Here is a 22,825-nt window from a genome sequence, read left to right on the forward strand (position 1 = left end):
AGTTGAACTGAAATAGAAAAAAGAGTGAGCCAAATCGGTTCACTCTTTTTCGTTCCACAGGAAATTAAATTGAATCATAAAAAAGGATTACTTATAATTACGTAAATAAAATCTTAACATAAGTTGAAGTTAAAAGAATCGTCATCAAAATATTAATTGTACGAAAAACTTGTGGTTGTTTTTCGAGTGGAATTTCACGACGTTCACATAACGCATCGGTCATTGAGTTCATTGAATAAAGGATAAAGACCGCAAATAGAATTAAAAAGAAGACCATTAGTCTGCCTCCAGTCTAGCCAAGTGATAGTTAAACTTTATCAAATCTACTCAAAAAAAGATAGAGATATGCTACTTTTTATGCGTTTATCGGGTAGTTATTTTTAGATTAATAGGGAAAATAATGAAATTGGATGATTCTCCAATGGTTGATTGGATGTATAATTGGGAATAGAAATAGGAACTAGAACAGATGATGAAGGAGAATGGATAAGGAAAGGAATGTGATGATGAGGTTTGTAACGTGGAAGACGGCTTTTTGGGGTCTACTTATTATTAATTTGTTAACCTTTTTAGCGATTTTTCTCTTTTTAAGGAGTATGAGTATTGATGAGAGTGAATTAAATCGTTCTGAGCTAATAAGACCTACTAGTGGGGATGTATTATTGGAAGTGACAAGTAGTAAGGAACAAATTTTACAGCTCATTTACTCGACCGATTTAGAATCTGAACAAGATTTTGTGATTGAGTTTGAGGGGGCTTATGTGAAGTATCAATCATCGATTCGAATTTTAGGACAAGATATCGGTTTTACCGTTTATTTAGAGCCTGTTGTTGCTGGAAATGGTGATTTGTTGTTAAATGTGAGACAAGTGCAATTAGGCTTTTTTGATATCCCGGTCAGTATGATACTAGCAGGCATGGGGGAGTCGACAGATTTTCCTGAGTGGGTCGTCGTTGATTCAGGAAACGAGTTATTACATGTTCAAATAACAGAGCTTGATCTTGGTGCTAATTATTATTTGCAATTTAAAGAGTTTGATGTCCAGGCGGATAATATTAAATTGGAGCTAGTAGCAAAGTGATTCATTTAGTGCTGTAATGAATTAAATGATTAAAAATTATGTTACAAGAATAAATTTGTTTTTCATATACAATAACTAACAGAAAAAGGCGATGAGAAAAGATTCATTTCTCATCGCCTTTCTTTTCCGGATTAGTCTATCCATTCCGTTCTAATTAAGGTGGATTGATTAAGAACTTGAAGTTTCTAGTGCTGGAATAATCGGGTCCTCAACCTCACTCTTTTTTAAGCTACCATCAGAATCATTAAAATCATTTTCTAGTTTCATTAATGATTGTTCAAATGTATCGACAAAGTCAGAACCATAAATATGACGGACGATGCTAATAATTTCAGAGAATTCAGGGAACTTACCATAAAGTTCTTTAATTGGTAGTGCCCCTTCCAAAGTGCTATACGTATTTAACTGATAGGATTCCATTGTCTTTAAAAATAAACTTCTCCCTTCATCTGTTAAGCATACGTATGTATTACGCTTATCTGTATCCCTTTTTGAAAAGGTCAAGTAGCCTTTTGTTTCTAACTTTTTTGAAAAGTTAAAGGCAGTCGATACATGCATAACACCAAACTTGGCAATGTCAGAAATAGCGGCTCCATCTAATTGATAAGCAATCCACAAGATGTGGTGCTCGTTAATATTTAAATCAAATGGCTTTATCCACTTTTGCCAATCCTTTTCAACCGATTTCCATAATGCTTTACTTAATTGTGCTACTTTATGACTGAAAATAACAGACTGTAACAACGAATTGGATTCATGTTGCTCCATATTGCTCCTCCCATCCCAAAAAAGGTTCATTTTCTTTTTTCTCTCTACTAAAAAAATTATAGTTGAATATTTTCACTTCTTATTATGACAAGAAATGAAGAAAAAAGAAAGACCAAAACAAGCGTTTAAACAAACTTTTTTGAAAATTTAAATAGTTATTTTTTCTCAATTATATAAAAAAATGTTATATTAAGGGCGATCCTTTAATTGATCCATACTGTTCTTAAAATCTTTTAGCTCAGATTTTAATTGAGAAACTTGGGGACTCACTTCATTTTTCCATTGGCAAGCAGCTTCCATTAGGTCGCTACCGAGTTCTTTTACAGAGTTTTGTGTGAGTGACGCTGTTTCTTTTAACTGGTCAACGAGTTGCTTGCTATCTTCTTTAAATTCAAGGACAACCTTTTTCGAATCTTTTGCTTTCCCTTTAATCGACTGACAAAGCTCTTTTCCAGATGTTGGAGTGGAGAGTAAGCTAACAGTGGCAGCGATACTTGCTCCAGTTAAAAAGCCAACAACATACCATTTTGCTTTCATAGTTTATCACCTTTCCTTTTTTTGTGTGGAATCATTATTTATCATGATCGATCATACACATGATCAAGGAGGGATTTTATGGATGCACTCATTTTATTAACGCTCTCGATTTGCTTACTTTCTTTATATAGTAGTGTGTATATCGGTATTCAAATAAAGAAAAAAGGAGACAAGACTGAGCGCTTAAAATGGACTCGTTCTATATATCTTATGTCAGGGATTACAATTATTGCGGCAATCATTACCATTTGGTTGATTATTTTTACGTACTTTTAATGGAAGCTCATTACGCGTTTTCTTTAAATTGAATCATTAGCTCTCGCAAAGCGATACAAGCATCTATAGGCACGGCATTATAGATGGAAGCACGACAGCCTCCAACTGAACGGTGGCCGTTAAGTCCGACAAAACCTTGTTCCTTTGCTTTGGCTAAGAACTGTTGATTTAATTCTTCATTTCGCAAGTTAAATGTAACGTTCATTAGTGAGCGACTTCCTTTTTCCGCGTGACCAACATAAAAGCCATTACTTTCATCAATTGTATCGTAAATAATTTTGGCTTTTTCTTCATTTTGTTTTGCGATTGCTTCCGCTCCACCCAAATCCTTTATCCAATCCAATACATTTCGAAGCATATAGATGGAAAATGTAGGAGGGGTATTATAAAGGGAATCTGACTTTATATGAGTTGCGTATTGTAGCATAGTCGGAACTTGTTCTACTTTGGTATTGAGTAAATCCTTCTTAACGATAACAACTGTAACACCTGAAGGTCCAAGGTTCTTTTGTGCCCCAGCATAAATCATTCCAAATTGATTGACTTTAAGTGGGCGAGATAAGATATCACTTGACATATCAGCGATAAGTGGAGCGTGATTTATCTCTGGAAAGTTCTGATATTGTGTACCGTAAATCGTGTTATTTGAGGTAATGTGAAGATAAGCATCATTTTCGTTTAATTGGAATTCAGAAAAGTCTGGGATGCTCTGGTAACTATTTGCTTTTGTAGAGGCAGCTATATGTGTTTCACCCAAAAGCTTAGCCTCTTTTAAAGCTTTTTCTGACCACGAACCGGTTAGCACATAGTTACCAATGGTTCCTTTTGTTAAAAGGTTCATTGGTAACATAGTAAATTGTAAGCTCGCCCCACCTTGTAAGAATAATATTTGATAATCATTTGGGATTTGAAGGAGCTCACGTAATAAATTTTGAGCTTGTTCATGAACTTCCTCATAGCTTTGACTACGATGACTTAATTCCATCACAGACATTTGAGTATCGTTAAAGTTAAGCAATTCTTTTTGTGCTCGTTCTAAGGCTGGTTTAGGTAATGCGGAAGGACCTGCATTAAAGTTAAAAACTTGTTTTACCATACTCTCCACTCCTTTTATTAAATATTGTAAGAATAGTCCGCTCTACCTGTCATACTCTCTCTATTTTGGTAAAGCGTTATATTGCTAAATAACGAATAATACGAATATCGTAACATAATTAAGTAGAAAAGGATCAGCTTTTTTAGTATTTTCTGACTCCTTTTTTATTTCTTTTTTGTGCATAAAGATGTGAGGAAGGAAAAAACTCGTAATTTAAAGTTAAGAAAGGGGATACAGCAATGGAAATCATAAAGGTTCAAAAGGAACACCGATTATTTAAACAAGCTGTTGAAGCTTTTTGGAATATTTGGGGCGAGGGAAAAGGACCATTTTATTATATTAAAAAATATATATACGAAGCGGAGCATGATTTTCGGAAGTGGTAAATAGATTTTAATGTCCACTTAGCTAATCTCGTTTAAAAATAATCAAAGCCGATGTATTTTACAAGTGAAATATCATCGGCTTCTTCTATACAAGGGCTTTTGGGACAACTATTTTGTTAAAACTACATTCAATAATGATTTTTACTCTCAAATAGGCTAAGGGGATATTAGAACATTTAGCCAAGACATTATAATTTGAGGGTATGTTGTTATTAAGCTTTGAATCTTTATAAATTATTCTTTTACATAAGCCGCAATTGCTTCAGCCATTTTCTGTAAATCATCACCGCTATATTCGGAACCGTGCTCTTTCCAAACGGCTCCAAAGCCATCGCCTTTTCCGTAGCGTGGGAGTAGGTGCATGTGGTAATGAAAGACAGTTTGTCCTGCTTCTTTACCATTATTATTGACTAAATTTAAGCCGACAGGTTCAAATGTATCTTTTAGCGCCTGAGCAATCTTTGGAACAACCGTAAATAAGTGACTCGCCACATCTGGTGTCAGTTCATAAATATCTTTTTGATGTTTTTTTGGAATAACTAATGTGTGGCCTTTTGTCACTTGGCTAATGTCCATAAATGCCAGAACATGTTCATCTTCATAAACGGTAGCAGCAGGAATTTCCTTTTGAATGATTTTGCAAAAAATACAATTAGGGTCGTGTGACATAATTTGAACCCTCCCTTTCTTATATTGGATATATTTTCTCCACTATAAACGAGTTCTTGAACGGTTTGCAAGCTTGTTCTTTTTAATTGAGAATGGAGACAGCTGAAAAATGCTGAGCGTTGAAATGGAGGCTTTATCATTTAGTGTACTCCACTCGCTGCATGCCCTACGCGTTCCGCGGGTGAATCGGGAGCCTCCTCACGACAAGTCGCTGCGGGGTCTCCCGTATTTCACTAGTCCCGCAGGAGTCTCCGGGCATTCCGCTCGCTCCGCTTTGGTCAAAGAAAAAAGAGTTGAAGTCATAATTGACCAGCTAATGAATCTTTTAATTGTGTAATGGTCTTCCTTGTTAATGGGGAGAATCAGATTTATTCAGTGACCTCATGAACCTAGCTAGAATCTCATTTTATGATTATAAGCCGTAAATTAATTGGATAAAAAATGAAGAAATGCTAAACTGAGAATATTAAATCAATCTAGCAGTTAACGATTATAAAAAAATAAATGAGTTCAAGAAAAGTAGGGGGTACATGATGACAGAAGTACTTAAAATCAATCAGCTAACAGGGGGGTATCACCCTAAGAGGCCAATTTTACATAATGTTGATTTTTCTGTAAATGCAGGGGAGATCGTAGCATTAATCGGATTAAACGGGGCTGGAAAAAGTACAACGATTAAACATATTTTAGGGTTATTGGATGCAACGAGTGGTAGCATTACGATTAATGGTCAGACATTCCAAAACGCTCAAAATACATATCGTCAATCTTATGCCTATATTCCGGAAACACCGATCTTATATGATGAGTTAACGCTTTGGGAGCATTTAGAGTTAACCTCACTTGCTTACGGCATTGAGACGAACGTTTTTAAAGAAAGAGCCGAGCAGTTATTAAAGGAATTTAAAATGGTCAAAATGAAAAAATGGTTTCCTAGTCATTTTTCTAAAGGGATGCGACAAAAGGTGATGATTATGAGTGCTTTTCTAACACAGCCGCCTGTTTATATTGTTGATGAGCCGATTGTTGGACTTGATCCTGTTGGGATTCAATCGTTTTTAGATTTAATTTCAGATGTGAAAAATCAAGGGGCCGCCGTTTTGATGTCGACACATATATTAGCGACAGCGGAGCGATATTGTGACCGTTTTGTCATTTTACATCATGGAAAAGTTGTGTTGTACGGAACGCTTGCTGAAATGAGGCAAACGTTAAAGATGCCAAATGCAACCTTAGATGAAATTTATCTTGAAATGACAAAGGATGAAATGGCATGAAGGATGGAATGAGTCTTTGGCGAGAGCGAGTCGGAAACTATTGGAATGAGGCGATGCGATATTTGCGTTTAATCGCAAATAGTGGCTTTCTTTTTACCATCTATATTCTGATCTTAATTGGGAGCTCTTATTATAGTCAATTATTAGAGCGGTTGCCTGAGAATTTCCCAACATTATGGATTTTTACAATTATTTTTGCTCTGATGTTAACACGAAATAAAGTCAGAACTTTCCTCAAACACCCGGATATTGTTTTTTTATTGCCGTATGAATCACAATTAAATCGTTATTTTAAGGCGTCGATTATTTATTCTTTTGTGTGGCATGTTTTTTATTTATTTGTTGTGATGGTGGTTTTAGCACCGCTATTTCAACTGAGATTAGCGGATGAAGCCGGTTCGTTTTTCTATGTCATTCTATTATTAATTATCGTAAAGGCTTGGAATATGCGTGTGAGTTGGGCAGAACAAAGATTGCAGTCAGAAAGCGAACGCATAAGTCATACGATTTTGCGCTTATTTATTAATTTAGCTTTTGCCTATCTCGTCTTTACAGGGGCGGAACTTTTATATCTAGGTGGATTATTTGTCTTAATGCTCGTACTTTTATTCTTTTATTATGTGGGACTAGAAAAGAAGCTTGTATTAAAATGGGAACATCTAATTGATGTTGACGAACGAATGGTTATGACGTTTTACCGAATTGCCAATGCTTTTGCGGATGTCCCGCAACTAAGAGGGAAAGTTCGTGAAAGAAAGTATTTACGTTTTGCGGTTGATTTTTTAGTTGGACGTAAAAAAACTGTGTACACATATTTATTTGCCCGTTCCTTTATTCGTGCAAATGATTATTTAGGAATTTATGTGCGGCTCGTGGTGATTGCGGCGATGTTTTTATATGGTTTTCAAATTAATTGGTTACAAGCTGTTCTATTATTGCTCTTTATGCATATGGTGATGATGCAGTTATCGACTTTATGGTTTCATTACGATACCAATATGTGGGTTGATTTATATCCAATCAATGAAGATGATAAAAAAGAGGCCTTAACCCAAGTGAGCTTTCGGTTAATGTTATTAATGACTTTTATTCTCTTTCTTGTCTTATTGGTTTCGTCCCCTCTACAAGTATCGTTACTGTTACTGTTGATTGGGAGTGTCTTTAGTTATATGGCAAGCCACCATATTATTCATCGAAGAAAAAGAAGAAAGGCGTAATATCGTCTCGTTAGAAAGGGGAATCGACTCATGGTATATGAACAAATTGCATGGGAGGAATTAACCCGTTGGAAAAGGAAGTTGAGAAAAAATCAATCAATGACAAGCCGTTTTACGAAAAAATGGCAAAATAAATTCAATGGAATGGTTCCAGAAAAGTTCCATACGGTCGTGACAACAAGTATTAAAAACATGGTTCAAGCGACGATTTATGGGACAGAAGTTACGTCCAAACATAAACCACTACAAGCACTAACTTTAAAAGAACAAGAGGAGCAAGCCAAGGCTTTAATTGAAAAGTATAAAAAAACAGCGGCTATAGAAGGGGCGGGAACCGGCTTTGGTGGTATTTTGCTCGGCATGGCTGATTTCCCTCTATTATTAAGTATTAAAATGAAGTTTTTACATGATATGGCGTCCGTGTATGGTTTTGACGTTCGTGATTATCGGGAGCGCCTGTTCCTGTTATTAATCTTTCAATTAACTTTTTCGAGTGATGATAAAAAGCAAATGATGTTAAATAGGTTAGAAAACTGGGAGATAGAGCGGCTTGAATTGCCGGCAGAAGATGAATATGTTTCCCACATTGATTGGAAGGAATTTCAGCTTTCTTATCGTGACTATATTGATATTCCGAAGATGCTCCAATTGATTCCTGGCTTTGGAGCGATTGTTGGAGCGACTGTTAATTATCATTTTCTTGATTTATTAGGAGAAACCGCGATGAATGGTTACCGCATGCGTGTGTTAAAGGAATTGAACTAAAAATGCATAACGGAATGTGAAAAAAAGCTATTCGCTATTGTCTGTAAAGGACGTTAGCGAATAGCTTTTTTAAATATCAAATGGAGTGAATTGTGCTAAAAAGGCAGAGATTTGAGCGAATTTTCCTGATATGAGTAAAAGGCCGAGGGCGACCATGATCGCACCACTAATCTTTTGGATTCTTGGCAACCATTTATTAAATTTACGTAGCTTATCAATCGATTTTGAATAAATAAGGCCAACGAGTAAAAATGGTAAGCCAAGTCCCATCGAGTAAATAAATAAATAGAACATTGCTTGACCGATTTCAGCCATGGAAGCCATATACAAAATCGCGGATAAAATTAATCCAATACAAGGTGTCCAGGCAGCTGCAAATAAAAATCCTAACATTAATGAGCCGGCAAAACTTGAGCTTTTCTTAGGCTTTTTTTGAATTCGCTTTTCACTTAGGAGCATCTGTAAGGAAATAACGCCGATCATTTGTAAACCGAAAATGATAATAATAATGCCACCAATTCGTTCAAATAACAGACGATATTCTAAAAATAGTGCTCCAATAAATGTTGAGGAAGCTCCCAATAGTAAAAAGATAATCGTAAAACCGCCAATAAACCCAAGGCTTCGTATAAGAATAAGCTTTGTTGAAGCATTAATTTTATTGTCACTAATCGAAGCTCCTGTTAATTGAGCTAAATAAGCAGGGATTAGTGGGAAAATACAAGGTGAAAAGAATGAGGCAAGACCAGCTAAAAAGGCCAAACCAATCGTTACTTCAGCCATAAAAAGAACCTCCCTTAATGATTACATCGTAAAAGTTAATAAAAAAACTGGATATTATATTCGTTAAATCAATATGTACGGACTTTTGGAAATAGACATGTTATCTCAAGCAACTTCTACATTATAAAGGAAAAGAAGACAAAACCAAAAAAGAAAAGACTAACATTCACGAAAAGGACACATAAGGCTGAGAAAAAGATCAGCCTTAAGGCGGAGAAGAAACCATTCTTCAGCTCGGCTTCAAAGTTATAAAAGTTGATTAGAATAAAAGTAAGTTAAAACAAAGGAGGGGAGACAGTTGAATAAAGTGGTAAAAATAATCGGTGGTGCATTCCTAATTTTTATTGGAATTACAATGATATTAAGTTTGATGGGCATCCATTTAGGAGGACTATTTGGTCTTATTGTAGGAGCAGGTCTGCTGTATTGGGGCTACTCTAGATGGCAAGAGCGTGGTGAGTGGAGCTTTGGAACGATTATCATTATTGCTTTAGGTACACTTATTATATTTGGTGGACTTGGTGGGATTATCAGTTTACTTATCGGAATCTTATTGCTATATGGGGGTTATCGAATGATTACTTCCAAAGGTAAAAATCGAGATGTGATAGAAGATGATTTTGATTTCGATGATTCTTATCAAGCGAAAAGAAAATATGATTCATTTGATGATGAGTTTGACCGACTAATGAATAAATAAAAAATGGAGGGGTTTTAAATGGCATTTGCACGTATTCGTAGATTTCTTTCAGCTTCAATTCATGAGGGATTAGATAAAGTCGAGGATCCGGTCGTGATGGTGAAACAATTTATGCGCGAAATGAAAGAAGAAATGGTAAAAATGGAGCAAGCGATTGATAAACAAGAAAGGTTACAGTTCACTTTAAACCGTGATAAGGAAACCGCAGAAGCGATTGTGCAAAAAAGGTCCCAACAAGCAAAAGCGGCCGTGGATGTCGGGGAAGAGGAGCTCGCTAAAAAAGCATTATTAAGCAAAAAGGAAGCGTATGAGCAAGCAATTCGTTATGAGCAATTGATTTCAAAAAGCGAAGAGCATATGATGGAATTGAAACAAAATATTGAACAACTACAAAAAAAGTATATTCAATTACGTGATAAAAAAATGGAGCTCACTTTAAGAGTACAAGCGGCTAAAGCGAATGAAGAATTAAAGCGTTCCATTCAGCGTCATTCGATTCGCCGTGTGGATGAAGGGTTTGAAAAGATTGAAGATCAAATGTTAGAAATGGAATGGAAGCATAAAACGCCGAGCACACGGTCGTTTGAAAATGAACAAATGATTTATGATGCTGAAATCGAGCAAGAATTAAAGCAACTAAAAGAACAAAAGCAAGCTTAATTGATGATTATGGAGGAGGCGAGTAAAAAAACTCGCCACCTTTTTCTTCTAGAAAAAATAGGAGGGGGAGAGTTGTGAAAAAGATAGTCGGTTTTTTTATGATCTTAATCGGGATTTCTTTAATATTAGGAGTATTTGGTCAATCTATATTTACTCGTACGGCAGCGAATGATCGTGTCGATTTGTCCATTTCCGATTTTCAATCCATTAAAATTAAAACGACAGCGATCGATTGGGAAGTGAGAACTTCAACAAGTGATCAATTGACGGTCGAACTAATTAATCCGAAAAAAAATCAACATCTTGAAGTGAATGAAGGACGAAATCAATTAGAAGTTGTCACAAAGGAAAAAGGCGGTTTTAACTTTTTTAACTTTTCTGGTGGAGAAACAAAGTTAATGGTGTATGTGCCTGAAAAAGTGAAAGCGAGCCTCGATTTCATTACGGTTTCTGGTGATATTTATATGGCTGATTATTTGACAAGCGATTCGTTATACGTGAAAACTGTGTCTGGAGATATTGATGTCACGCAGACGATTGAAGCAACTGATGTAAAAGTTGAGACGGTCTCAGGTGACGTTGAATTAGCGTATGTGGAGAGTGAGCAACTAGAATTTAAAACAACTTCAGGCGACGTCGAACTGGATCAAGTAGCAGGTGAGATTATAGGGAAAACAGTGTCTGGTGATGTCTCTTTAAGTTTTAGTGCTGAAAATAAAGCGATGGATATTCGTACGACTTCAGGAGATGTGGGGCTTATCGTTTCAAATCCGAATATGGATTTTCAATTACAAACAACATCAGGAACATTGGAAGTTCATCATGAGATGCGACAAGAAAGCTCAACGAGAAGAGAATTATCTGGTATGATTGGGAATGGAGATTACTCCGTTCAAATCGCGACGACATCCGGCGATATAAAGATTCATTAAAAGGGATTATTTCACCTTAGAAGGGAGGCGGAGGTATGTCAAAGAAATTTTTGTTTGGTTTAGTCATTATTATTATAGGGGTTAACCTATTATTAAATGCCTTTTTTTCACAGGCAGGCTCTTTAATAGCTCCGCTGATCTTCATTGTGATTGGTTACTATTTTTATCAACGTGGTAGAAGGGTTCTTAGTACAATCTTTTTTATCATGAGTGCCATCATGATATTTGATCAGTTTTTTGGTTTGAATTTTATTGCTTTACTATTTGCGGGTATCTTTCTGTTTTATGGAATGAAGTTAATGAAAGGGAGCTCATATGAAGAGCAATCTAATTCAAGAAAAAGAAGAAAAAAACGCCAGCTACAAGCAAAACAAAAACGAAAAAGACGAGTAACGGAAGAAGAGATCACATCAAATAAAATGGATGATGAGGATGATAAGTGGGATTATCGTCATGACTACGACTTTGAGGAGGAGCTACCGTTTAAAAAGGGAAATCAACGAATAGATGATCGTGATGTTCATACATCCTCTCGTTCTGATGACCCGCGAATCGCCGCTCGTTCATTTAATAGTAGTAATGGTTCATCTGAAAAGACTAGAACCACTTATTCAACAGGAAACTATGCACCGGTTATTAAACGAAATATTCTAGGGGATATTCATTATAACCGCGAGCAGTTTGAATTAAAGGATATGACGATTTGGAATGGGATTGGAGATATTCGAGTCGATCTTTCTAGGGCGATTATTCCTGAAGGAGAGCATATTATTATTATTCAAGCTGTGATTGGCCAAGTGGATTTATATGTCCCGGAAGACTTAAAAGTAACGATTCAAGCCTATTCTTTTATTGGAGATGTGTCGATTTTTCATGAAAAACATAGTGGGTTTAATCAGCAAATTCATATTGCACCATCGGACTATAAACAATCGCCCAGACGAATTAAACTAATTTTAAATACCCTTGTCGGAGAAGTGAGGGTGAGATCAATATGAAAAAAAAGCTAGCGAGACTTAGATGGCAATTTATTCGTTATAGTGCTCTTTTAAGCTTTTTAACGATGATTCTCACCCTTATTTTAATTACATATGATGAACAACGGGGATTACTGGTTATTTTTGAACGCAAATTAGTGGAAGTCCCATTAATTATTTGGTTTGTTTTTTATTGATTGCCATAGGTGGAATTGGTGGTTTTATTCAATCGGACTCAATGAAGCGGCGGATTGATGTTTTATTAGATGGAGCTGTTCGATATGCACGAGGATCTTTTGGGCATCGAATGGATGTTAGTGGTGATGATGAAATATCGGAGCTAACTGATCAAATGAACGATATGGCCTCACATATTGAAGAACAAGTTGCTTCTTTACAGCGATTATCATCAGAAAGGGCAGCTTTACAAGAAACGATCAAAAAAACGGCTGTTACAGAAGAACGACAGAGGTTGGCAAGAGATTTGCATGATGCAGTTAGTCAGCAACTATTTGCGATTTCAATGATGATGGCCGCTATAAAGCAAGGCACAAGTGAACAGCCCGATTCATTAAAAAACAAGTGGAACTTGTGGAGTCAATGGCAAATGCCGCTCAAGCGGAGATGAGAGCGTTGCTGCTGCATTTAAGACCAGCTCATTTAGAAGGAAAAGAGCTTAAGGAAGCTGTCGAGCAACTTTTTGTGGAATTAGAACAAAAGCAAAAAATTAAAGTGGAGAGCGAAATTCAAGTTGAAGGGAAAATTCCAAAAGGGATTGAAGAGCAACTATTTCGCTTAACACAAGAAGCATTATCTAATATTTTAAGACATGCAAAAGCCTCTAAAATTGAGTTTCATTTGCGGAAAATACGCCAAGAGTTAAAAGTAAAGATTATTGATGATGGCATTGGCTTTCATTTTGCGGAAGTACAACAGGGCTCCTATGGACTGCAAACGATGAAGGAAAGAATGAATGAAATAGGAGGAACGCTGCAAATTATTTCGATACCAAATAAAGGAACGCAAATAGAAGCAAAAATACCGATCACTTGGAAGGAGGAAAGAGAATGATTCGCGTTTTGTTAGTAGATGATCATGAAATGGTCAGAATGGGCTTAAGTGCCTTTTTGTCGACACAAGAGGATATGGAAATTGTCGGGGAAGCTAAAAACGGTGAAGAGGGCGTGGCGAGAGCCATCGAGTTTAAACCGGATGTTATTTTAATGGATTTGGTGATGGATAAAATGGATGGAATAGAAGCAACGGCCGCCATTACAAAACAATTGCCTGAAACAAAAATTATTGTATTGACAAGCTTTATTGATGATGAAAAGGTTTATCCTGTCATTGAGGCTGGTGCCTTCAGTTATTTATTAAAAACATCAAGTGCACCAGAAATTGCAACCGCGATCCGGGCAGCAGCAAACGGGGAAGCCATTGTTGAAGCGAAAGTGACGAATAAAATGATGCAACGAATGCGAGGGGCAAAGGAAGAAAAGCTTCATGAGCAATTAACTCCAAGAGAACTTGAAGTGTTACTGCTAATCGGGGATGGAAAATCGAATCAAGAAATTGGTGAGGCATTATTTATCGGAATAAAAACCGTTAAAACCCATGTCAGTCATATTCTCGATAAACTTCAGCTAGACGATCGAACACAAATAGCGATTTATGCTCACCGCCAAGGATTAGCAAAGTAACTGGCATGTCAAATAAGTTCAATAAAATACATGAACAAAGCTTAGGCTGAAATAAGGGGAGTAGAGAAATAGTAAATGAATATGGAAAAACAGATTGGCTTTCTGTCGAAGGCTACTCTGTTTTTTTAGCGTGAAAGGAGAATGTCCGAAAGTGATAAGCAAGAGAAAGTTAAAGCAGGTTTAGACTTTTAGCCGAAAGTCATACACACGAAAAGCAAAAGGGCTTCAGGGTCAGTCTTTAGCCAACAAGAATTTTGTCGTTTTTTGCCAAAAAAGCTGAAACTTTTTGATAGAATCAACGTATATACATATACTAGAGAGAGCTAGTAGGAGGAGGGATGTTGATGAAAAAGAAAATAATCCTGACCGGGTCTTTATTAGTTGCTATATTTCTTTTTAGCTTTTTTGGCTATTTAACGATTCTTTTATTTGGAGACTATACGATAGATGAGCAAAAATTAGTTTTTAATCAGGCGAGCTCGATTGTAGATCAATCAGGAGATACAGTTAGCAAGCTTTATGTAGAAAACCGAGAGATTATCTCAATCAATGAAATTCCAGATCATGTCCAAAACGCATTTGTTGCGGTTGAGGATGTTCGCTTTTATGATCATCATGGTTTTGATATAAGGGCGATAGGACGAGCTCTATATCGAGATATTTTAGCAGGCTCCAAAGCTGAGGGAGGAAGCACGATTACTCAGCAACTTGTTAAAAATGTTTACTTAACAAATGAAAAGTCATGGCTTAGAAAAACAAAAGAAGTTTTAATTGCTATCAACCTTGAAAGACGATATAGCAAAGAAGAAATTTTATCGATGTATTTAAATAGCATTTATTTTGGTCATGGTACTTATGGAATTCAAACAGCTGCCAATTATTATTTTAATAAAGACGTGGCGGAATTGACTGTGGCAGAGGGGGCGCTGTTAGCTTCAATTCCAAAAGCACCTTATCATTATTCACCAATTATAGATTTGGAGAGAAGTGAACAAAGGCGGAATCTAGTTTTGACTTTGATGGAGAGGCATGATTTTATTACGGCAGAAGATGCGGTACGACAGCAAGGAAAGTTAATCGAATTAGATGTACAAGAGAACGAAGAACAACAAGCATTTTATACGTATATGGATATGGTTTTAGAGGAAGCCAATGCATTATATGGACTCTCTAATGAGGAGATTTTAACAGGTGGATATACAATTGTAACGCCGATTGATAGCCAATTACAGAGGGATTCTTTATCAATCATTCAAGATTCGACAAATTATCCAGATGGTAATGACGATGCTGAAAGTGCGTTTGTTTTAATGGATAGTGAAACAGGAGGTGTACTTGCTGTTCACGGTGGAAAGGAATATGTTCGATTAGGACTAAATCGAGTTCGTGTGAAAAGACAGCCCGGCTCTGCCTTTAAACCACTTGCAGTCTATGCTCCTGCCTTGGAGAAAAGTGACTATAATCCATATACCGTTTTAAATGATGTTGAACAACAATTTGAAGGTGGGTATAGCCCTCGTAATGCTGGTGGAGTCTACCGAGGAGAAATTACGATGTATGAGGCTTTAACTCATTCAAGTAATGTCTCAGCCGTTTGGTTATTGAATGAAATCGGGATTACTCACTCATTAGACTATTTACAAAAATTTGGAATGAAGGTTGATGAACGTCAATTAGGTTTAGCATTAGGCGGATTAGATGAAGGCGTAACACCGTTGGAATTAGCGAAAGCTTATCGAGCGTTTGCTGCGGATGGAAAAGTAACTGAGCCTTATTTTATTGAAGCAATATATGACCCATACGGTCAAAAAATAGCCGAGCATAAACCAAAGGAAACGCAAGTCATTTCCCCACAAACTGCTTGGAATATGACGAGAATGCTTGAATCAGTTGTGGAAAAAGGAACCGGAACAGCTGGATACTCTAAACATACTTTAGCTGGAAAGACGGGAACGACTTCATTTGATTCGGTTCCTGGAGCTGTAAGAGATGCTTGGTTTGTTGGTTATAATCAAGAAGTGGTCGGAGCTATATGGATGGGGTATGACCGAACGACCGAAGACCAGTACTTAACAGGGGGAAGTTCTTATCCAACACAAATATTTAAAGAAATTATAAATCAAGTTCCGACTCATTATCAGCAGGTTGCTTGGAGGGTTCCTGATGAAGTGGATGACTTATTACCTCCCGTTCAACTTCCGGAAATAAATGATCTAGTGGCAGTACAATCATTTGGTGGAGAAGGATTAATTAGCGTTGCATTAAGTTGGAGTGCTTCAAGTGATAAACGAATTCATTATGATGTCTATGAAGTTAATGGGGAAGAAAGAAAACATTTAGCGACAGTCGTTGGGGGAGATTATTTCCACCAGCCTAAGTTAAATATTTTCTCAACAAGTTATTTTGAAGTTGTGCCATATAATTCACTTACACATCAAGAGGGAGAAGCATCAAATCTCGCGACCTCAAAGTTTCAGTTTGGTTTTCATTAAATAACTGGAAGAGAAAGTTTATAGACTAAGGAAAAAAGTTCACTCATTAGAAATTTTGAGTGGACTTTTTTAGATGAATCAAAAGTTTGGAGTAAAACAAAATATGGCTCTAGAATTTGAGAACATCGTTTTTATTAGTGATTTTGGGGTAAAATAGTAGAGGTTCTCTATGAGTGGAGTGTGATGAACTCTTATAGGAGGGACTTAATATCATCGGTTATAAGTTAATTTGTTAAATCATTTCACATTCTATCAAAAATTCGGTATTATAGAAGAATGATTATTAAATAAGAATAATTAAAAACGGAACAATTTATGACAGATTGTGAAAACACTATACAAGGGTGCTTGAGAACTTTATAGTTATACATGTTGATAAATTTACGTGGCAGTGCGATTCGTAAAACAGAGTGTTTCTACAAAAGTACATATGGTTGTAATTGACTAAGGGAAGGTGTTTGGTTTTGGAAAAAAAGTTTAATGATTCATTTTTAAAAGCATGTTTAGGTGAAAAGCATGACCGTGTTCCAGTTTGGTATATGAGGCAAGCAGGGCGTTCACAGCCTGAGTACCGAAAAATTAAAGAAACGCATTCATTATTTGAAATTACGCATGATCCTGAGCTTTGTGCATATGTGACAAAATTACCAGTTGATCAATATGATAATGATGCTGCCATTCTTTATAAGGACATTATGACACCACTACCGGCGATTGGTGTCGATGTTGAAATTAAATCAGGTATTGGTCCAGTGATTGATAACCCAATTCAATCGAAAGCAGATGTCGAGAAATTGGGAGAAATTACACCTGAGCAAGATGTTCCTTATGTGTTGGAAACGATTAAATTGCTTAGACAGCAATTATCAGTGCCACTTATTAGTTTTGCAGGAGCTCCTTTTACGCTCGCAAGTTATATGCTTGAAGGTGGTCCTTCTAAAAACTATAACAAGGTGAAGGCCTTTATGTATGGACAACCAGATGCTTGGTTTTTATTAATGGATAAGTTAGCGGATACAACGATTTCTTATGTAAAATCGCAAATTAAAGCAGGTGCACAAGCGATTCAAATTTTTGACTCATGGGTTGGAACCTTGAATTTAGCTGACTATAGAAAATATGTGAAACCGGTTATGAACCGTATTTTCACTGAATTACGTGGAGAAGGAGTTCCACTTATTATGTTTGGTGTTGGTGCAAGTCATTTAGCGAATGAGTGGAATGAGCTTCCTCTAGATGTCGTTGGTCTTGATTGGAGGCTATCAATTGATGAGGCACGAGCACGAGGAATTCAAAAGACGGTTCAAGGAAATCTTGACCCAGCGATTTTATTATCAGACTGGTCAGTAATTGAAGCGAAAACGAAAGAGATTTTAGATCAAGGGATGAAATCGCCAAACTTTATTTTTAATCTTGGGCATGGCGTAACACCTGATGTAAATCCAGATACATTAAGAAAATTAACAGCATTTGTTCATGATTATTCTCAAAATAAATAGTCGATATTGAATGTATAGTTTGTTAAGGAGATGAATGGTCGTAATGAAGAAAAAAATAGGATTGCTTGTGATGGCATATGGAACCCCTCGTTCTAAGGAGGAAATTGAACCATATTATACGCATATTCGTCATGGACGTAAACCTTCTGAAGAAGCACTTCAAGATTTAACGGAGCGTTATGAAGCGATTGGTGGAACAAGCCCGCTTGCAAAAATTACAGAGGAGCAAGCAAACAGTTTAGAAAAGCATTTAAATGAACTTTATGACGACAGAGAGTTTAAAGCCTACTTAGGTTTAAAACATATTGCACCTTTTATTGAGGATGCGGTTGCAAGCATGAAAGAAGATGGAATTGAAGAAGCGGTTAGCATCGTACTTGCTCCCCATTTCTCTACTTTTAGTGTCAAATCGTACAATGAGCGAGCCAAAGAAGAATCGGAAAAAATTAACGGCCCAGTGATTCATAGTGTAGAAAGTTGGTATCAAGAGCCAAAATTCATTCAGTATTGGGCAGAGCAAGTAAAAGAAACGATGGAGAAAGTTTCTAATAAAGAGAATACTTGTGTGATTTTCTCTGCCCATAGCTTACCAGAAAAAATTAAAGAGTATGGCGATCCGTACCCAGCACAACTAGAGGAAACGGCAGATTTAATTGCAAAAGAAGCTGGGATTAAAACATATGAAATTGGTTGGCAAAGTGAAGGGAATACCCCTGATCCATGGCTTGGACCTGACGTTCAAGATTTAACACGTGAACTTTACGAAAAACATCGCTATACGTCAATCATTTACTGTCCAGTCGGGTTTGTTGCGGACCATTTAGAAGTTCTTTATGATAATGACTACGAATGTAAAGTAGTTACTGATGAATTAGGAATTGATTATTACCGTCCTGAAATGCCCAATGATAAACCTGAATTTATCGATTGTTTAGCGACCGTTATTCAAAAGAAGTTAGCGGAGACAAAGTAATGGACAAAACAAAGAAGAGAAAAGTCGCAATTGTTGGTGGTGGTATAACAGGGCTTGCTGCAGCTTATAAGTTACAGAAACAAATGAATCACAATCAAGTACCTGTTGAATATCAACTTTTTGAAGCTTCCAATCGATTCGGTGGTAAAATTAAAACGATGAACCGAAATGGCTTTGTTATCGAAGCTGGACCGGATTCTTATTTGTCAAGGAAAAAAAGCATGACACGTTTAGCTGAACAAGTTGGACTATCTGATCAGTTAGTGAATAATGAAACTGGCCAAGCATTTATTCTGAAAGGAAAAAGTCTTGAACCGATTCCAACAGGCGCTGTAATGGGAATTCCGACTCAGTTTTCACCATTTGTGCGAACGAATTTATTAAGCCCATTAGGGAAAGTGAGAGTATTAGCGGATTATTTCCTTCCTAAAACAACTGCTGAGGATGAAGATGTTTCGGCAGGATACTTTTTTCGAAAACGTCTTGGAGATGAAGCGGTTGATTATTTAATTGAGCCTTTGTTATCAGGGATTTATGCAGGTGATATAAATAAGCTTAGTTTAAAAGCGACTTTCCCTCAATTTCAACAATTAGAGGAAAGCCATCGCAGTTTAATTAAAGGCACCATAAATAATCTGAAAAAAGCACAAATAAATCAAGCAGTGCAACCGCAAAAGAAAAAGGGGCAATTTTTAACGTTTCGAGAGGGTCTTGAATCTTTTATAACGGCAATTGTCGAACAGCTTCCAAAAGAAAATCTTCATTTAGAAAAAGCGATTGAAAAAATTACGAAGGTAGATAGTGGTTATGAGTTGAGCTTTGCGAATGGAGAAGTCCAATATTTTGATGATGTTATTTTAACGACGCCTCCACATGCTACTGGTGAGCTGTTAGCTGCTTATTCTGAATTTCAATATTTACGTAAGATGGAGCTATCGACAACGGCAACGATAGCAATTGCTTATCGTGAAGGGGATGTCCAAAATCCGTTTGATGGAACTGGGTTTGTCGTCTCAAAAAACAGTGATGTGACGATTACGGCATGTACATGGACAGATAAAAAGTGGCCACATACAACCCCTGAAGGTTATACATTATTACGTTGTTATGTTGGGCGTGCCGGTGATTCAGCTATTGTTGAAAAAACAGATGAAGAAATTTTACAAACCGTATTAGATGATTTGGATTTAGTCATGGATATATCAGCGGAACCACTCTTTTTTGTCGTCACACGTTGGAGAGAGGCGATGCCACAATATTTAGTAGGACATCCTTACAGAATAGCAAAATTAAAAGAAGACTTAGAGAACAAGTATTCAGGTCTCTATATTGTGGGTGCAGCCATTGATGGAGTTGGACTACCCGATTGTATCGATCAAGGGGAAGCGGCCGTTGATTCTATTTTAGCAAAAGTGGCAAAATAAATAGAGTTTAGCTTAGAGGATAGGTAAATCAAGCAAACGATTTCCTATCCTTGATTTGTCGTGTACAAAGAATTTTGCTCGATTTACTTTTGAAATGATGAACTTGTTTCATGAATTGCATGAAGTTCCCCTAACTACCTCTTTTTGTGTTATGATTAGGGCTGAGTGAGGTAGATCTAAGTTAAAAATCGGTGAGGGGATCTTTTAGATGACGAATGATATGGAATTCCTTGAAGCGCTTCGTCATAAACGTCATGATTGGCTAAATATTGTGCAATTAATTAAGATGAACTTAGCCTTAGGAAGGTATGAACGGATTGAAGAGCTGATTCATACAACGGTTCAGCAATGTGTAAATGAATCCAAGTTGTCTAATTTAGGAATCTCGAGATTAGCAGAGGATTTAATTACATATAATTGGAAAAATGAGCATCATAATCGGATGCAACTTGAGATAAATGTAGTAGGTTCAGAACGTGATTTACATCCGTATGAACCAATACTAGATAAGGTGATTAAAAAGATCATTTTTACTTTTGCCGAACAGAGTGAATGGGCGAGTGAAAATCAATTGTTACTAACGATTGTTTTAAATGAAAATGAATGTGAACTACTTTTTCTATTTGAGGGTACTCTAACTATAAAAAAAGTGGACCTTTTTGTATTGCTCGAATCGATCGAGCCTAAAATAGAAGTAGTGGAATGGCAGATGGATACTTGTTTGTTAAAGACAAGTGTGCGATTAAATTGAGGTGAAGTAAAATGTTTGTAGATAAAGTAAAAGTCTTTGTAAAAGGTGGAGACGGCGGTAATGGGATGGTTGCTTATCGTCGGGAAAAATATGTTCCAGATGGTGGACCCGCTGGAGGCGACGGTGGTCGTGGAGCGAGCGTTGTGTTTGAAGTAGAAGAAGGGTTAAGAACATTAATGGATTTCCGTTATAACCGTCATTTTAAAGCCCCAAGAGGGGAACATGGACGCTCGAAAAGCCAACATGGAAAAAATGCTCCAGATATGGTTGTTAAAGTTCCACCAGGTACGACGGTGGTTGATGAGCAAACTGGACAAGTGATTGCCGATTTAACAGAGCATGGTCAAAAAGCGACGATTGCTAAAGGTGGACGAGGTGGACGTGGAAACACTCGTTTTGCCACTCCAGCTAATCCAGCTCCAGAAATCGCTGAGAACGGTGAGCCTGGTGTTGAAAGAGAAGTCGTATTAGAGTTAAAAGTATTAGCAGATGTCGGATTAGTTGGCTTCCCAAGTGTTGGAAAGTCCACTTTATTGTCTGTTGTTTCAGCAGCGAAGCCAAAAATTGCCGAATATCACTTCACGACGATTACTCCTAATTTAGGGGTGGTAGAAACGGAAGATAGTCGCAGTTTTGTTATGGCCGACCTACCTGGATTAATTGAAGGAGCTCACCAAGGTGTTGGACTTGGCCATCAATTTTTACGACATATCGAGCGGACACGAGTAATCGTCCATGTAATTGATATGTCTGGGTTAGAAGGGCGTGACCCTTATGAGGACTACTTAAAAATTAACGATGAGTTAAAACAATATAATATGCGCTTATTAGAGCGTCCACAACTTGTTGTCGCGAATAAAATGGATATGCCTGATGCAAAAGAGAACTTAGAAATCTTCAGAGCAAAGTTAACGGACGATGTTCCGATTTTCCCAATCTCAGCTTTTACGAAACAAGGTGTCCGTGAGTTATTATTAGCTGTTGCTGATAAAATTGAACAAACACCAGAATTTCCATTACATGAGGAGACGGAAGAAGCTCGTGTCGTGTATAAGCATGAGAAGAAAGAAGTTTCCTTTATTGTATCTAGAGGTGATGATGGGGCTTATGAATTGTCAGGTGCGGAGTTAGAACGACTTTTCAAGATGACCGATTTTACCCATGATGAATCAATCAAACGTTTTGCAAGACAATTACGTGGTATGGGCGTTGACCAAGCGTTAAGAGATCGCGGAGCAAAAGATGGCGACCTTGTTCGTATCATGAAATTTGAATTTGAATTTATTGAGTAGGAAAAGAAACCCACTTTAAAGGACAAAATCCTTTTAAGTGGGTTTTGTCATGGGCTTTGTGAATTTGCGTGTTGATGTGGTTTAAGTGCGAATAAGCGGGGATTGGGAATGAAATGGTCGAGATGAAGAAATTAGGGTGCGAATAAACTGTGATAGGTAATGAAAATGGCGAGTTGTGGAAATTAAGGTGCGAATAAACTGTGATAGGTAATGGAATGGACGAGTTGAGGAAATTAGGGAGTGAATAAGCTGTGATAGGTAATGAAAATGGAGAGTTGAGGAAATTAGAGTACGAATAAGCGGGGATTGGTAATGAAATGGTCGAGATGAAGAAATTAGGAAGCGAATAAGCAATTATTAGTAATGAGACAGGTGAATTGACCAACTTAAGGTACGAAAAAAGGTGAATAAGTAATAAAAAGTCGAGCTGACAGTGTTTAAAGTGCGAATTAAAAATCACCTTAAAAAGGCTGCTATAAGCTTCGTCAGAGAGTAAATAAAACTTTACTACTTAAATTCTTGATTTAAAACTGTTATTTTAAAAGGACAATTGTCTGCTCTAATTAGAC

Annotated in this window: 26 protein-coding genes; 20 read left to right on the forward strand and 6 right to left on the reverse strand. The window is 36.9% G+C overall.

Annotated elements, in window-relative coordinates; translation table 11 throughout:
* Window positions 1–97: 97 nt before the first annotated feature.
* A complete protein-coding gene (locus BALCAV_RS06160) occupies window positions 98–277 on the reverse strand; it encodes a hypothetical protein (RefSeq protein ID WP_003322920.1) in 180 nt (59 codons plus the stop codon).
* A gap of 205 nt (window positions 278–482) precedes the next feature.
* Between BALCAV_RS06160 and BALCAV_RS06165 the strand changes: the two genes are divergently transcribed.
* A complete protein-coding gene (locus tag BALCAV_RS06165; RefSeq protein ID WP_003322921.1) occupies window positions 483–1,082 on the forward strand; it encodes a YpmS family protein in 600 nt (199 codons plus the stop codon).
* A gap of 168 nt (window positions 1,083–1,250) precedes the next feature.
* Here BALCAV_RS06165 and BALCAV_RS06170 read toward each other — a convergent pair whose 3' ends face one another.
* A complete protein-coding gene (locus tag BALCAV_RS06170) occupies window positions 1,251–1,850 on the reverse strand; it encodes an HTH-type transcriptional regulator Hpr (RefSeq protein WP_003322922.1) in 600 nt (199 codons plus the stop codon).
* 189 nt (window positions 1,851–2,039) lie between these two features.
* Complete coding sequence (locus BALCAV_RS21090; protein WP_003322923.1) at window positions 2,040–2,387, reverse strand: YtxH domain-containing protein; 348 nt, start codon at window positions 2,385–2,387, stop codon at window positions 2,040–2,042.
* A gap of 78 nt (window positions 2,388–2,465) precedes the next feature.
* On the opposite strand from BALCAV_RS21090, the gene BALCAV_RS06180 reads away from it, so the two are divergent.
* Complete coding sequence (locus tag BALCAV_RS06180) at window positions 2,466–2,663, forward strand: hypothetical protein (RefSeq protein WP_003322924.1); 198 nt, start codon at window positions 2,466–2,468, stop codon at window positions 2,661–2,663.
* Between the two features lie 10 nt (window positions 2,664–2,673).
* Here BALCAV_RS06180 and serC read toward each other — a convergent pair whose 3' ends face one another.
* On the reverse strand, window positions 2,674–3,759 hold the full coding sequence (gene serC, locus BALCAV_RS06185) for a 3-phosphoserine/phosphohydroxythreonine transaminase (RefSeq protein ID WP_003322925.1): 1,086 nt from the start codon (window positions 3,757–3,759) through the stop codon (window positions 2,674–2,676).
* Window positions 3,760–3,998: 239 nt separating this feature from the next.
* Here serC and BALCAV_RS22240 point away from each other — a divergent pair, with 239 nt between their 5' ends.
* A complete protein-coding gene (locus tag BALCAV_RS22240) occupies window positions 3,999–4,145 on the forward strand; it encodes a hypothetical protein (protein ID WP_160173391.1) in 147 nt (48 codons plus the stop codon).
* 234 nt (window positions 4,146–4,379) lie between these two features.
* Here the strand turns inward: BALCAV_RS22240 and BALCAV_RS06190 are convergent, their stop codons facing one another.
* On the reverse strand, window positions 4,380–4,814 hold the full coding sequence (locus BALCAV_RS06190) for an HIT family protein (protein ID WP_003322926.1): 435 nt from the start codon (window positions 4,812–4,814) through the stop codon (window positions 4,380–4,382).
* Window positions 4,815–5,347: 533 nt separating this feature from the next.
* On the opposite strand from BALCAV_RS06190, the gene BALCAV_RS06200 reads away from it, so the two are divergent.
* The 3 genes from BALCAV_RS06200 to BALCAV_RS06210 are packed head-to-tail and all read left to right on the forward strand — an operon-like array spanning window position 5,348 to window position 8,073.
* Complete coding sequence (locus BALCAV_RS06200; RefSeq protein ID WP_003320589.1) at window positions 5,348–6,091, forward strand: ABC transporter ATP-binding protein; 744 nt, start codon at window positions 5,348–5,350, stop codon at window positions 6,089–6,091.
* Window positions 6,088–7,308 carry an ABC transporter permease gene (locus BALCAV_RS06205; protein ID WP_003320588.1) on the forward strand — a complete coding sequence of 407 codons (1,221 nt, stop codon included), beginning with the start codon at window positions 6,088–6,090 and terminating at the stop codon, window positions 7,306–7,308. The genes BALCAV_RS06200 and BALCAV_RS06205 overlap by 4 nt, the downstream gene beginning before the upstream one ends.
* 30 nt (window positions 7,309–7,338) lie before the next feature.
* On the forward strand, window positions 7,339–8,073 hold the full coding sequence (locus tag BALCAV_RS06210; protein WP_003320587.1) for an EcsC family protein: 735 nt from the start codon (window positions 7,339–7,341) through the stop codon (window positions 8,071–8,073).
* A 69-nt stretch (window positions 8,074–8,142) separates the two neighbouring features.
* Here the strand turns inward: BALCAV_RS06210 and BALCAV_RS06215 are convergent, their stop codons facing one another.
* On the reverse strand, window positions 8,143–8,856 hold the full coding sequence (locus tag BALCAV_RS06215) for a cytochrome c biogenesis CcdA family protein (protein WP_003320586.1): 714 nt from the start codon (window positions 8,854–8,856) through the stop codon (window positions 8,143–8,145).
* A gap of 307 nt (window positions 8,857–9,163) precedes the next feature.
* Here BALCAV_RS06215 and BALCAV_RS06220 point away from each other — a divergent pair, with 307 nt between their 5' ends.
* The 14 genes from BALCAV_RS06220 to obgE all read left to right on the forward strand — a co-directional run bounded on the left by BALCAV_RS06220 (window position 9,164) and on the right by obgE (window position 22,256).
* Complete coding sequence (locus tag BALCAV_RS06220) at window positions 9,164–9,556, forward strand: LiaF transmembrane domain-containing protein (protein ID WP_235213078.1); 393 nt, start codon at window positions 9,164–9,166, stop codon at window positions 9,554–9,556.
* An 18-nt stretch (window positions 9,557–9,574) separates the two neighbouring features.
* Window positions 9,575–10,216 (forward strand): PspA/IM30 family protein, encoded by a 642-nt coding sequence (locus BALCAV_RS06225; protein WP_003320584.1) that lies wholly within the window; start codon window positions 9,575–9,577, stop codon window positions 10,214–10,216.
* A 74-nt stretch (window positions 10,217–10,290) separates the two neighbouring features.
* Window positions 10,291–11,148: a DUF4097 family beta strand repeat-containing protein gene (locus BALCAV_RS21095; protein ID WP_003320583.1), complete on the forward strand. Its 858-nt coding sequence runs from the start codon at window positions 10,291–10,293 to the stop codon at window positions 11,146–11,148.
* A 35-nt stretch (window positions 11,149–11,183) separates the two neighbouring features.
* Window positions 11,184–12,146 carry a cell wall-active antibiotics response protein LiaF gene (gene liaF / locus BALCAV_RS06235; protein ID WP_003320582.1) on the forward strand — a complete coding sequence of 321 codons (963 nt, stop codon included), beginning with the start codon at window positions 11,184–11,186 and terminating at the stop codon, window positions 12,144–12,146.
* Window positions 12,143–12,322 (forward strand): hypothetical protein, encoded by a 180-nt coding sequence (locus BALCAV_RS22700; RefSeq protein WP_235213075.1) that lies wholly within the window; start codon window positions 12,143–12,145, stop codon window positions 12,320–12,322. The genes liaF and BALCAV_RS22700 overlap by 4 nt, the downstream gene beginning before the upstream one ends.
* Window positions 12,304–12,753, forward strand: a complete 450-nt coding sequence (locus BALCAV_RS22705) for a histidine kinase (protein ID WP_235213076.1) — start codon at window positions 12,304–12,306, stop codon at window positions 12,751–12,753. Before BALCAV_RS22700 ends, BALCAV_RS22705 begins: the two co-directional genes overlap by 19 nt.
* Window positions 12,726–13,196, forward strand: coding sequence for a sensor histidine kinase (locus BALCAV_RS22710; protein WP_235213077.1), 471 nt, complete (start codon window positions 12,726–12,728; stop codon window positions 13,194–13,196). The genes BALCAV_RS22705 and BALCAV_RS22710 overlap by 28 nt, the downstream gene beginning before the upstream one ends.
* A complete protein-coding gene (locus tag BALCAV_RS06245; RefSeq protein ID WP_003320580.1) occupies window positions 13,193–13,825 on the forward strand; it encodes a response regulator transcription factor in 633 nt (210 codons plus the stop codon). Before BALCAV_RS22710 ends, BALCAV_RS06245 begins: the two co-directional genes overlap by 4 nt.
* 344 nt (window positions 13,826–14,169) lie before the next feature.
* Window positions 14,170–16,317 (forward strand): transglycosylase domain-containing protein, encoded by a 2,148-nt coding sequence (locus tag BALCAV_RS06250; RefSeq protein ID WP_003320579.1) that lies wholly within the window; start codon window positions 14,170–14,172, stop codon window positions 16,315–16,317.
* Window positions 16,318–16,781: 464 nt separating this feature from the next.
* Window positions 16,782–17,816, forward strand: coding sequence for a uroporphyrinogen decarboxylase (hemE, locus tag BALCAV_RS06255; protein WP_003320578.1), 1,035 nt, complete (start codon window positions 16,782–16,784; stop codon window positions 17,814–17,816).
* 43 nt (window positions 17,817–17,859) lie between these two features.
* Entirely contained in the window at window positions 17,860–18,789 is a 930-nt protein-coding gene (gene hemH / locus BALCAV_RS06260) for a ferrochelatase (protein ID WP_003320577.1), read from the forward strand.
* A complete protein-coding gene (gene hemY / locus BALCAV_RS06265) occupies window positions 18,789–20,213 on the forward strand; it encodes a protoporphyrinogen oxidase (RefSeq protein ID WP_003320576.1) in 1,425 nt (474 codons plus the stop codon). The genes hemH and hemY overlap by 1 nt, the downstream gene beginning before the upstream one ends.
* Window positions 20,214–20,421: 208 nt before the next feature.
* Window positions 20,422–20,964, forward strand: a complete 543-nt coding sequence (locus tag BALCAV_RS06270; RefSeq protein ID WP_003320575.1) for a Spo0B domain-containing protein — start codon at window positions 20,422–20,424, stop codon at window positions 20,962–20,964.
* 11 nt (window positions 20,965–20,975) lie between these two features.
* Window positions 20,976–22,256, forward strand: a complete 1,281-nt coding sequence (obgE, locus tag BALCAV_RS06275) for a GTPase ObgE (protein ID WP_003320574.1) — start codon at window positions 20,976–20,978, stop codon at window positions 22,254–22,256.
* Window positions 22,257–22,825: the final 569 nt, after the last annotated feature.

Source organism: Alkalihalobacillus alcalophilus ATCC 27647 = CGMCC 1.3604 (assembly GCF_000292245.2).
Taxonomy (GTDB): domain Bacteria; phylum Bacillota; class Bacilli; order Bacillales; family Bacillaceae_D; genus Alkalihalobacillus; species Alkalihalobacillus alcalophilus.

What these genes read in the sequence shown, in the direction of transcription:
- BALCAV_RS06160 (WP_003322920.1), bottom strand. Translation starts at nt 277, where the DNA reads ATGGTCTTCTTTTTAATTCTATTTGCGGTCTTTATCCTTTATTCAATG.
- BALCAV_RS06165 (WP_003322921.1), top strand. Translation starts at nt 483, where the DNA reads ATGGATAAGGAAAGGAATGTGATGATGAGGTTTGTAACGTGGAAGACG.
- BALCAV_RS06170 (WP_003322922.1), bottom strand. Translation starts at nt 1,850, where the DNA reads ATGGAGCAACATGAATCCAATTCGTTGTTACAGTCTGTTATTTTCAGT.
- BALCAV_RS21090 (WP_003322923.1), bottom strand. Translation starts at nt 2,387, where the DNA reads ATGAAAGCAAAATGGTATGTTGTTGGCTTTTTAACTGGAGCAAGTATC.
- BALCAV_RS06180 (WP_003322924.1), top strand. Translation starts at nt 2,466, where the DNA reads ATGGATGCACTCATTTTATTAACGCTCTCGATTTGCTTACTTTCTTTA.
- serC (WP_003322925.1), bottom strand. Translation starts at nt 3,759, where the DNA reads ATGGTAAAACAAGTTTTTAACTTTAATGCAGGTCCTTCCGCATTACCT.
- BALCAV_RS22240 (WP_160173391.1), top strand. Translation starts at nt 3,999, where the DNA reads ATGGAAATCATAAAGGTTCAAAAGGAACACCGATTATTTAAACAAGCT.
- BALCAV_RS06190 (WP_003322926.1), bottom strand. Translation starts at nt 4,814, where the DNA reads ATGTCACACGACCCTAATTGTATTTTTTGCAAAATCATTCAAAAGGAA.
- BALCAV_RS06200 (WP_003320589.1), top strand. Translation starts at nt 5,348, where the DNA reads ATGACAGAAGTACTTAAAATCAATCAGCTAACAGGGGGGTATCACCCT.
- BALCAV_RS06205 (WP_003320588.1), top strand. Translation starts at nt 6,088, where the DNA reads ATGAAGGATGGAATGAGTCTTTGGCGAGAGCGAGTCGGAAACTATTGG.
- BALCAV_RS06210 (WP_003320587.1), top strand. Translation starts at nt 7,339, where the DNA reads ATGGTATATGAACAAATTGCATGGGAGGAATTAACCCGTTGGAAAAGG.
- BALCAV_RS06215 (WP_003320586.1), bottom strand. Translation starts at nt 8,856, where the DNA reads ATGGCTGAAGTAACGATTGGTTTGGCCTTTTTAGCTGGTCTTGCCTCA.
- BALCAV_RS06225 (WP_003320584.1), top strand. Translation starts at nt 9,575, where the DNA reads ATGGCATTTGCACGTATTCGTAGATTTCTTTCAGCTTCAATTCATGAG.
- liaF (WP_003320582.1), top strand. Translation starts at nt 11,184, where the DNA reads ATGTCAAAGAAATTTTTGTTTGGTTTAGTCATTATTATTATAGGGGTT.
- BALCAV_RS22700 (WP_235213075.1), top strand. Translation starts at nt 12,143, where the DNA reads ATGAAAAAAAAGCTAGCGAGACTTAGATGGCAATTTATTCGTTATAGT.
- BALCAV_RS22710 (WP_235213077.1), top strand. Translation starts at nt 12,726, where the DNA reads ATGGCAAATGCCGCTCAAGCGGAGATGAGAGCGTTGCTGCTGCATTTA.
- BALCAV_RS06245 (WP_003320580.1), top strand. Translation starts at nt 13,193, where the DNA reads ATGATTCGCGTTTTGTTAGTAGATGATCATGAAATGGTCAGAATGGGC.
- BALCAV_RS06250 (WP_003320579.1), top strand. Translation starts at nt 14,170, where the DNA reads ATGAAAAAGAAAATAATCCTGACCGGGTCTTTATTAGTTGCTATATTT.
- hemH (WP_003320577.1), top strand. Translation starts at nt 17,860, where the DNA reads ATGAAGAAAAAAATAGGATTGCTTGTGATGGCATATGGAACCCCTCGT.
- hemY (WP_003320576.1), top strand. Translation starts at nt 18,789, where the DNA reads ATGGACAAAACAAAGAAGAGAAAAGTCGCAATTGTTGGTGGTGGTATA.
- BALCAV_RS06270 (WP_003320575.1), top strand. Translation starts at nt 20,422, where the DNA reads ATGACGAATGATATGGAATTCCTTGAAGCGCTTCGTCATAAACGTCAT.
- obgE (WP_003320574.1), top strand. Translation starts at nt 20,976, where the DNA reads ATGTTTGTAGATAAAGTAAAAGTCTTTGTAAAAGGTGGAGACGGCGGT.